Origin of the sequence: Brevundimonas sp. (assembly GCF_036402095.1) — a bacterium.
In the GTDB taxonomy this organism is placed as follows: Bacteria; Pseudomonadota; Alphaproteobacteria; order Caulobacterales; family Caulobacteraceae; genus Brevundimonas.
The window spans coordinates 1-8732 of sequence record NZ_DASWTO010000052.1; the positions used below are offsets into that span (position 1 = coordinate 1).

10 protein-coding genes are annotated in these 8732 nt (G+C 72.1%); 5 read left to right on the forward strand and 5 right to left on the reverse strand.

What is annotated here, in order from left to right; genetic code table 11:
• The coding region (locus VGD32_RS04055; RefSeq protein ID WP_331030621.1) for an EF-Tu/IF-2/RF-3 family GTPase at positions 1 to 417 on the forward strand (417 nt) is incomplete at its 5' end.
• A 164-nt stretch (positions 418 to 581) separates the two neighbouring features.
• Positions 582 to 1118 (forward strand): hypothetical protein, encoded by a 537-nt coding sequence (locus VGD32_RS04060; RefSeq protein ID WP_331030622.1) that lies wholly within the window; start codon positions 582 to 584, stop codon positions 1116 to 1118.
• 3 nt (positions 1119 to 1121) lie between these two features.
• On the opposite strand, the gene VGD32_RS04065 is transcribed toward VGD32_RS04060, so the two are convergent.
• Genes VGD32_RS04065 through VGD32_RS04075 form a run of 3 tightly spaced genes read right to left on the reverse strand, consistent with a single transcriptional unit; the run spans position 1122 to position 3153 of the window.
• Positions 1122 to 2168, reverse strand: coding sequence for a L,D-transpeptidase (locus tag VGD32_RS04065; RefSeq protein ID WP_331030623.1), 1047 nt, complete (start codon positions 2166 to 2168; stop codon positions 1122 to 1124).
• Between the two features lie 29 nt (positions 2169 to 2197).
• The gene (locus VGD32_RS04070) at positions 2198 to 2977 is read right to left on the reverse strand and encodes an SGNH/GDSL hydrolase family protein (protein ID WP_331030624.1); all 780 of its coding nucleotides are present in this window, start codon (positions 2975 to 2977) and stop codon (positions 2198 to 2200) included.
• Positions 2974 to 3153: a hypothetical protein gene (locus tag VGD32_RS04075; RefSeq protein ID WP_331030625.1), complete on the reverse strand. Its 180-nt coding sequence runs from the start codon at positions 3151 to 3153 to the stop codon at positions 2974 to 2976. Before VGD32_RS04075 ends, VGD32_RS04070 begins: the two co-directional genes overlap by 4 nt.
• Positions 3154 to 3300: 147 nt before the next feature.
• Here VGD32_RS04075 and VGD32_RS04080 point away from each other — a divergent pair, with 147 nt between their 5' ends.
• From VGD32_RS04080 to VGD32_RS04090, 3 genes are all read left to right on the forward strand, one after another.
• A complete protein-coding gene (locus VGD32_RS04080) occupies positions 3301 to 4434 on the forward strand; it encodes a GNAT family N-acetyltransferase (protein ID WP_331030626.1) in 1134 nt (377 codons plus the stop codon).
• Positions 4431 to 5372: a transcriptional regulator gene (locus VGD32_RS04085; protein ID WP_331030627.1), complete on the forward strand. Its 942-nt coding sequence runs from the start codon at positions 4431 to 4433 to the stop codon at positions 5370 to 5372. The genes VGD32_RS04080 and VGD32_RS04085 overlap by 4 nt, the downstream gene beginning before the upstream one ends.
• A 110-nt stretch (positions 5373 to 5482) precedes the next feature.
• Complete coding sequence (locus VGD32_RS04090) at positions 5483 to 6376, forward strand: GIN domain-containing protein (protein WP_331030628.1); 894 nt, start codon at positions 5483 to 5485, stop codon at positions 6374 to 6376.
• A 146-nt stretch (positions 6377 to 6522) separates the two neighbouring features.
• Here VGD32_RS04090 and VGD32_RS04095 read toward each other — a convergent pair whose 3' ends face one another.
• Both VGD32_RS04095 and VGD32_RS04100 read right to left on the reverse strand, forming a co-directional pair.
• Positions 6523 to 7284 carry a hypothetical protein gene (locus VGD32_RS04095; RefSeq protein ID WP_331030629.1) on the reverse strand — a complete coding sequence of 254 codons (762 nt, stop codon included), beginning with the start codon at positions 7282 to 7284 and terminating at the stop codon, positions 6523 to 6525.
• 120 nt (positions 7285 to 7404) lie between these two features.
• Positions 7405 to 8151: an outer membrane beta-barrel protein gene (locus tag VGD32_RS04100; protein ID WP_331030630.1), complete on the reverse strand. Its 747-nt coding sequence runs from the start codon at positions 8149 to 8151 to the stop codon at positions 7405 to 7407.
• Positions 8152 to 8732 lie beyond the last annotated feature (581 nt).

The window sequence follows — 8732 nt, forward strand, 5'->3', positions numbered from 1 at the left end:
ACGGGCGTGGAGATGTTCCGCAAGCTGCTGGACCAGGGCCAGGCGGGCGACAACGTCGGGGTGCTGCTGCGCGGCACCAAGCGTGAGGACGTCGAGCGCGGCCAGGTGCTGTGCAAGCCGGGCTCGATCACCCCGCACACCAAGTTCCTGGCCGAGGCCTACATCCTGACCAAGGAAGAGGGCGGCCGTCACACGCCGTTCTTCACCAACTACCGCCCGCAGTTCTACTTCCGCACCACGGACGTGACCGGCATCGTGCACCTGAAGGAAGGGGTCGAGATGATCATGCCCGGCGACAACGCCGAGCTGAACGTCGAGCTGATCACCCCGATCGCCATGGAAGAGAAGCTGCGCTTCGCCATCCGCGAAGGCGGCCGCACGGTTGGCGCCGGCGTGGTCTCCAAGATCACGGAATAGCAGGGCGCTGACGCTCGCGACGCGGTCGCTCGCTCCTTGAGCGCGCCTTCGGGCCTCAAGCCGCGAGCCTCCGCGAGGCGAGCATAGGCCAACAAGACAGACCGGCCCCGGAGGAGACTCCGGGGCCGTTTTGCTGTTGGGTCGACGTTCTTGGGGGGATCGGAATGTTCAGACAGGGCAGCCTGGATACGCTGTGCGGCATCTACGCCATCATCAACAGCGCCCATGAGGTGTGCGCGACCTGGGACAGCCGGCTGAAGCCCGACCAGCACCGGGCGCTGTTCCGGGTCCTTTGCGAGGATCTGGCGACCGAGGGCGATCTGGCGTCGGCCCTGGCCGGCGAGGGCATGGGCGTCCGGACCCTGCGCAAGCTCCTGCGCCGGGCCCATATGTATGTCGAGGCCGAGACGGGTCTGCCCTTCACCCACAAGCGCGCCTTCAACAGCGAGCCCGTGACGCTGGACCGCTATTGGGACGCGATCCGCGGTCACGCCGACGAGAACGGCCCCGGCTCTGTCCTGATCAGCCTGACCGGGCGGCATTGCCACTGGTCCTGCGTGCGCAGCGTGAGCGAGGCCGGGATGGTGCTGCGGGACTCGGACGGGCTGATGCGGCTGAGCCGGGCGCGCTGCACGACCGGGGCCGGCGACGGCCGGCGCCATCACGTCCTGTGGCCGACCGAAACCCTGCTGATAAGCTGAGCCTCAGACGAACCGCACCTCGACCCCCGGCCTGACCGAGGCGGCGAGCTGTTCGGCGTCCCAGTTGGTCAGGCGGACGCAGCCGTTGGAGGCGGTCTTGGCGATCTTCGACGGGTCGGGCGAGCCGTGGATGCCGTAGCTGTCGCGCGACAGTTCGATCCACACCGAGCCGACCGGATTGTTGGGTCCGGCGGGGACCACCACCTTGTGGTCGCCGCGGTCGTAGCTGAGCGTCGCCGGGTCGTAGGTGTAGTCGGGCTCGTTGGCGACGCCGAGCACGCGCAGGGTCCCCGACGGAGCCGGCCGTTCGCTGGAGCCGATGGTGGCGGGATAGAAGGCCAGCAGCCGGCCGGAGGCGTCGAAGGCGCGGGCGGAGCGCTCGGTCTTGTCGACGACGATGCGGGCGACCGCGGCCAGCGGGCGGTCGGCGACGGCGGGGACCACGATCGTCTGACCCGGGCGGCGGAAGTCGACGCCGGGATTCAGGCCCTGCAGCAGGGCTTCGGTCAGGTGGAATCGTTCTGCCAGCCGCTCGCGGGCGGAGCTGTAGTGGGCCCCGCCGGCGGCCTGGGCGGCGAGATTCTCGCCCGGCGGCGGACTGAACGGTCCGGCGAGGTCGGCGGCGGTCAGGACGTAGGTGGTCATCACCGGGGCCGTGTCGGCGGCGGCGAGGCGCCTGAGCAGCTCCGCATCGGCGGCGTCTCCGTCGCCGAGACCCGCGGCCTTGCGCCAGGCGGCGATGGCCTGGCGGGTGTTGTCGCCGGCGAGGCCGTCGATCACCCCGGGCGAGAACGGCGAACGGTCGAGGAGGATCTGCAGCCGGACCAGACCGGGATCGGGGGCGTAGGCGGCGGGCGCCGTCGGGGGCTCCGGCGCCGCTTCGGCGGTCGGGGCCGGGGCGGCGGCGGGGACGCCGGCCTCGATCTGGGCGGCGGTGAGCAGGGGCCGGGGGGCGCTCGCCGACGGCGCCGGTTCGGCGGGTTCGGGAGCGCCGCACGCGGACAGAACCAGAAGGGCGGGGACGGCGAGGGCGATCAGGCGAAGAGACATGGCGTTCCGGGACGGTGGGCGGTCCGGCATCAATCCCTCGCACGCGTCGCCGTTCCCGCCGGACGCAGGGCCGCGGCCAGGCCCTCGGCCGCGATCTCGGCCCAGCAGGCGTAGCCCGCGTCGTTCAGGTGCAGGTCGTCGGGGCCGACGCCGCCGCCCTCCAGGCCCATCCAGCCGGACATGGCGGCGAAGCGGCGCAGCACGGCGTAGCCGACCCGGCCGGCCTCGAGATCGATCAGCCGGGCCATCTCGCCGAGCGCCGGATTGCGGCCGCGGAAGGCGGGATTCGCGGTTCCCTCGGGCAGGCGCTGGGGATCGACCAGCAGCACGTTGACGCCCGCGCGGTCGAGCACGGCCTCGCCGCGCCGGAGGTCAGCGAAGACGTCATCCATCGGCCGGTCGCGCAGCATGTCGTTGGTCCCGAGCTGCCAGAGCACCAGGTCGGGGCGTCCGGCCGCGATCTCGCGGGCCAGCCGGCCGGCGGTCTCCATCGCGGTCTCGCCGCCGACGCCCCGGTTGATCACCGTCACCTCGACGCCGGGCAGACGCCGCTCGAGCCCGGCCTCGAGCAGGGGGACGAAGGCGAGTCCGGGCCGGCTGGCCCCGACCCCCTCGATCGAGGACGAGCCCATGGCGAGGATGGTCAGGCGTCCCGCGGCGACCGCCGCCCGGCTGCGTCCCAGCCCGTCGTTGGCGACGAAGTGCGCCGACGTCACCGGGCAGGCGGGCGGGGCCCGCGGGTCGTCGGCCATGGCGGCGGGCGCGGCGGCGAGAAGGGCGAGCACCAGGACGGCGGCGGCCGGTCTCAACGGTTGGGCTCTCCGGTGGCCGGGTCGGTGGCGGTCTCGCCGTTGTTGCTGCTGCCCTCGGAACCGGGCGGCTCCTGGGCGGGGCGCGGCGGCTCGCCGGATCGGGCCGGCGGGCGTTCCTGCTCGTATTCGTTCTGGCGGCCCGGCGCTCGGCCGGTTTCGGGGGAGGGGGTCATGGCGAACCTTCCGGGACAAGGGGGGATCCCGCTAGCAACGCCCGCGCGCGGCGGCGGCTCCGCAGCGTCTCGTTCACCAAGCCTCTAAACCGTAATGCAAGGCGGCCGGGGCATGGTGCGGCCACGACAGGCGGCGGATCGGGGATCATGGACGAGGCGACGGAGATCGAGATCATCCGGCCCGACGCGCTGCGGCCGGAAGACCGCGCGGCATGGGACGCGCTGCGCGCGAGCGAGCCCGGACTGGACCATCCCTACCTCGACCCCCGCTACGCCCTCGCGGCCGCCGGCGTCCCGGGCGCGGCCCTGGCGGTGTTCCGGCGTCGCGGCGCGGCGGTCGGCTTCTTTCCCTTCCAGCGGCGGGGGCGGCTCATCCAGCCGCTCGGCGCCCCCCTGACCGACTACCACGGCGTGATCGCGGCGGCGGGCGAGGGGCTCGACCCGGCGACCGTGGCCCGGCGGCTGGGCGGCGTGCTGCGCGCCGGGGGCTGGATGGCCCCCGGGACGACCGTGCCCGGCTTCATCGCGCGGACGCGGATGTCGACCGACGTGAGCGGCGGGCGCGAGGCCCTCGCGGCGCGGCTGGAAGAGCGCAGCCACCGTTTCTTCAAGAACATGCGCCGGCTGAAGCGCGGCTTCGAGCGCGAGTACGGCGAGCCGGTCTTCACCTGGGACGAGCGCGATCCGGCCGTGCTGGACTGGATCGTCGCCCGCAAGCGCGACCAGTACCGGCGTTCGCGGCGCCACGACGTCTTCGCCTGCGGCTGGACCGTCGATCTGCTGCGCGTCCTGTTCGAGATGCGGACGCCGGAGTTCGGCCTGCGCCTGACCAGCCTGCGCACGGCGTCCGGCGAACTGGTCGCCGCAGAGGCCTCGCTCGATGACGGCCGCACCCTGCATCTGTGGTTCCCGACCTATGACCCGGCCTTCGCCCGCCACGGCCTGGGCACCATCCTGACCCGGCTGGAGCTGGAGCGGGCGGCCGCGGAGGGCTACCGGCTGGTCGATTTCGGAGCCGGGGAAGAGGGCTACAAGTCCGCCCTGGCCGAGCCGGGCGGCGTGGTGTTCGAGGGCGTGGCCGAGGGGCCGCGCCCGGACCTGACGCGGCTGGCGGGGCGGCTGCTGGCCGCCGGGCCGGCGCCGCTGCCCCGGCTGCAGCTGAGCCTGAGCCGCCGTTTCGACATCATCAACGCCTGCGAGACCCGCGCCGCCGGCTGGTGGGCCGCCGCCGCCTCGGCCGCCGCCGCGGCCGCGCGCAAGACCCTCGGAGCCCCCGCATGACCGATCGCCTGATCCCCGCGTTCGACGCCGCCCGGCGCGCCGCCTTCGGCCGCGAGCCGATGACCTACGCCCACCGGCTGCTGGAGACCGGCCTGTTCGGGGACGACGCCCTGGCGCGGCAGCTGGAGCGGCACCCGGCCGAGCTGTTCGACATCAACATCTTCCACTACGACGCCGACGACCAGGCCATGCTGCAGACCGGGACCAAGGGCGGGCGCGGCGGCGCGGCGCTGCTGGAGGCGGCGAAGGCGGGGCGGATGTGGATCCAGATGCGCCGCATCCAGGACCACTGGCCGGAGCTGGGCGAGGCGATGCGCCGGATCTTCGCCGACCTGTCCGACCATGTGCCGGGCTTCAGGCCGGTGCAGGTGACCGGGCAGCTGATCCTGTCGGCGCCCTCGGCCAAGGTGCCCTTCCACGCCGACCCGCCCGGGGTGACCCTGTTCCACCTGCGCGGGGAGAAGCGCATCTGGATCTATCCCGTCGACGAGACCCACATGCCGAGCCGCTCGATGGAGAACATCGTGCTGGAGCAGCAGACCGAGGATCTCCCCTACCACCGCGGCATGGACGCCCAGGCGTCGGTATTCGACCTCAAGCCCGGCATGGCCGTCGCCTGGCCCCTGCACGCGCCGCACCGGATCGAGAACCAGGGCAGTTTCAACGTCTCCCTGTCGTGCGACTACCAGACCTGGCGCTCGCGGATGACCAACGGGGCCCACTACGCCAACGGCGTGCTGCGCCGCTGGGGCGCGCCGGTGCTGCCGGCCGACCGGGCTCCGATGGCCGCCCGCGCCGCCCTGTGGGGCGCGTCGCTGGGGCTGCGCCGGCTGGGCGTGGTCAGGACGCGGCTGGAATCCTACGAGCGCGCCTTCGAACTGGGCGACGAGCCGCCGCCGCCGGACAAGGGCCTGATCTCGCCGCTGGCGATGCGCTAGCCGCTCAAGGCGGCGCTCTTCCTTACAACGACGTCATGACCTCGATTTAAAGTGACTCGGCGGTGGGGCGGCCGCACCTTTCCGGCGCATTCCGGAGAGGGAACACCGTCATGAAAGCCGTCCTGCTGTCCGTCACCGCCGCCGCCGCGCTCAGCGCCGCCGCCGCCGGTCCCGCCCTGGCCAAGGAAACCGAAGTCGAGATCGAACACGCCGTCGCCCGCGTGGTGGTCATCGTCGAGGACCGCGCCGACGTCGGCGTCGAGATCCAGCAGGGGACGTCCGGCCTGCCGGCCCTGCGCGTCGAGCGGCGCGGCGGCGTGGTGCATATCGACGGCGGCCTCGGCCGCCGCGTCGCCGGCTTCCGCGTCGGCGACAGCATCCGCAACTGCCGCTCCGGTCCCGACGGCACGCGGCCGGGCCAGGGCGCCTCGGTCGAGGTGCGCAACCTCGGCCGGATCGATCTCGACGACGCCCCGCTGATCGTCATCCGTTCGCCCCGCGCCGTGAACATCGACGCCGGCGGCGCCGTCTACGGCTCCATCGGCCGGGGCGCGAGCTCGGTCGACCTGGGCAACGGCGGCTGCGGCGACTGGGTGATCGCCAACACCGACGGGCCGGTCGACGTTTCGTCGGGCGGCTCCGGGGCCATCATGGTCGGCACCTCGCGCTCGCTTGAAGCGAGCCTCGGCGGGTCGGGCCAGCTCACCGCCGGCGCCACCGGCGCCCTGGATCTGAGCATGGGCGGTTCCGGCGAGGCCCAGATCGCCGAGGTCAATGGCGATACCGACATCGCCATCGGCGGTTCGGGCGAGGTCGCCATCCGCCGCGGCCGCATCCCCAACCTCGACATCGCCATCGGCGGCTCGGGCGATATCGACTTCGGCGGCACCGCCGGCGACGTCAGCGTCTCGATCGCCGGCTCGGGCGACGTCCGCATCGCCGAGGCCACCGGCGCCGTCAGCCGCAGCGTGGTCGGCTCGGGAGACATCCGCATCGGCCGCTGACCCCCCCGCGCCGCTGCGACGATGGGAAGGCCCGGGCGTGTGGAACCCCCGGGCCTTCTTCGCGCCCGCCGGTCGGGCGTCCGGCCAACGAAAAGCCCCGGCGGATCGCTCCGCCGGGGCTCTGTCGTTCAGGACGCGTGGAGGGATCAGAGACCCGAGACGAGCCCGGCCAGGCCGCCGACGGTGCGGCCGAGGTCGGCGCCGCTTTCCTCGCGGGCCTTCAGGCCGTCCGAGCCGAAGCTGATGCGCACGCCGAAGGTCACGGTGTCGACGTCGAGGTCGGCGTCGTCGACCGTGGTGTGGTCATAGGCGGTGAACAGGCTCACCGGCGTGCCGGCGAACTGGTACTCGGCGCCCACGCCGGCCGAGTAGTACTCGGCGTTGGCGCCGGTGAACTCGATCTGGCCGCCGCCGACGCCCACGTCGAGGCGCAGGTTGTCCATGGCGTAGTAGCCGAGGCCGCCCGAGACCGAGATCGCGTCGGCCGCATCCATGGTCGAGAAGGCCACGGCGCCCGACAGCGTCATGTTGCTGAAGTATTTCTGCACTTCGGCGCCGACGGTGGTCAGGGTGTCGTCACCCGCGTCGCTGACGGCGACAAAACCGCCGGCGCGCACATTGCCGACCTTGCGGGTCAGGTGAACCTGGCCGGCGAGGGTCTTGTCCTCGTCGATGTCGCCGTCGGCCCAGCCGACCGAGGCGCCAAGGGTGACGGTCCAGTCGCCGAAGGCCGGGCCGGCGACGTTGCCGTCGATCAGGCCGCCGTCGCCATCGGCGGTCAGGCCGCCCAGGTCGGCTTCGGCGTGGGACCAGGCGGCGCCGACCGAACCGGTCGGAGCGTCTTGAGCCATGGCCGGGGCCGCGGCGACGGCGGCGACGGCGGCGGTGGCGAGGAGGAGGGTCTTCATGGTGATAGTCCTTCGGAAGTGCGGCGGGATCGCCGGGTGAAAGCGGCCCGGGAACCCCCCCGAACCGAAGCGGCCCCGGCGGATGACTCCGCCGGGGCCTTTGGGTGGTCAGGCCGGAACCTAGAGGGCGCCGAGGATGCCCATGACGCCCGAGCCCGGCAGAGCCGCGCCGGCGCGGTCACGCGCCTGCAGGCCGCCGCCGAAGCTGTAGCGCAGGCCGATGGTCCAGGAGTCGACGTCCACGTCCTCGATGTCCGAGTGCGACAGGCCGGCGGTCACCGAGAAGGGCGAGTTGGCGATCTCGTATTCCGCGCCGACGCCGTAGGTGACGCCGTCCACATCGGCGTCGTCGATGGTCATCCACGACAGGCCGGCGTTCAGGCGCAGGTCTTCCGTGACGTAGAAGGCGGCGTCGCCGCCGACCGACCAGACGTCCAGGTCGACGTCGTCGGCGGTGGTGTAGGCCACCACGCCGGTCAGGGTCGCCTTCGACAGATATTTCTGCACTTCGAAGCCGCCGGTCAGGGCGGTTTCGTCAGCCACGTCGGCCGCGCCGACGAAGCCGCCGATGCGCAGGTCCGAACCGACCACGGTGGTCAGGTGGGCGGCGCCGGCGAAGGCCGTGTCGTCGCTGCCGTCGTCGAACTGGCTGGCGTTGGCCGCGACCGTCACGGTCCAGTCGCCGAAGGCGGGCATGGCGACGACGCCGTCCACGGCCCAGGTGTCGGCTTCGCCGCCGAGGCCGCCGAAATCGACTTCAGTGTTGCCGTAGTTGATGCCGACCGAACCGACCGGGCCGTCCTGGGCCATGGCGGGGGCCGCGGCGAAGGCGGCGATGGCGGCGGTGGCGAGGAGGAGAGACTTCATTCTTGTTTTCCTTGCTTGTCGCGGCCGGATTCGCCGCGACGGACCGTTGCGCTATCAGGGGCCCGCCGAGCGTAGCCATTACAAACCGGTCACAAATCCAGCCGTCTCGCCGACTGTGGTGTCGCCGCAACGCAATGTGGCTGGATGGTGACAAACCGGAGGAGGCAATGCGGCCGTTCTTCTCCGGACGGTCATGATCGGGTCTGGCCGGCGCCGGCGAGGGTCCCCGGCGACATCTTTGAGCAGGGCGCCGGGGCCCGGCCGCCGGCGTCCGCCATGCTTTCGCCGCTTGACGGAAGCGGAATCGATCTGCATAAGCCCCCACTCTTGTTGGACCGGCTGTGCACCTCGCTTGAGTTTGTGGTGCAGACGCGGTTCGCAGGAACGACCTGAGACCCTGTTCTTTGCAGTGACCCAGGACTTCAACGGCCTTCGCGGGAGACTGCGTGGGCCGATCGTTTTTGCGGACGTGCGTACTCTGAAGGCTTCGCGCCTGAAGACTCCGGTCTTTGAAATGGTTCACAGGGACGCAGGTTCGCCTGCTTGGGAATAGCTACCGATATGGATCAAAGCATCCGCAT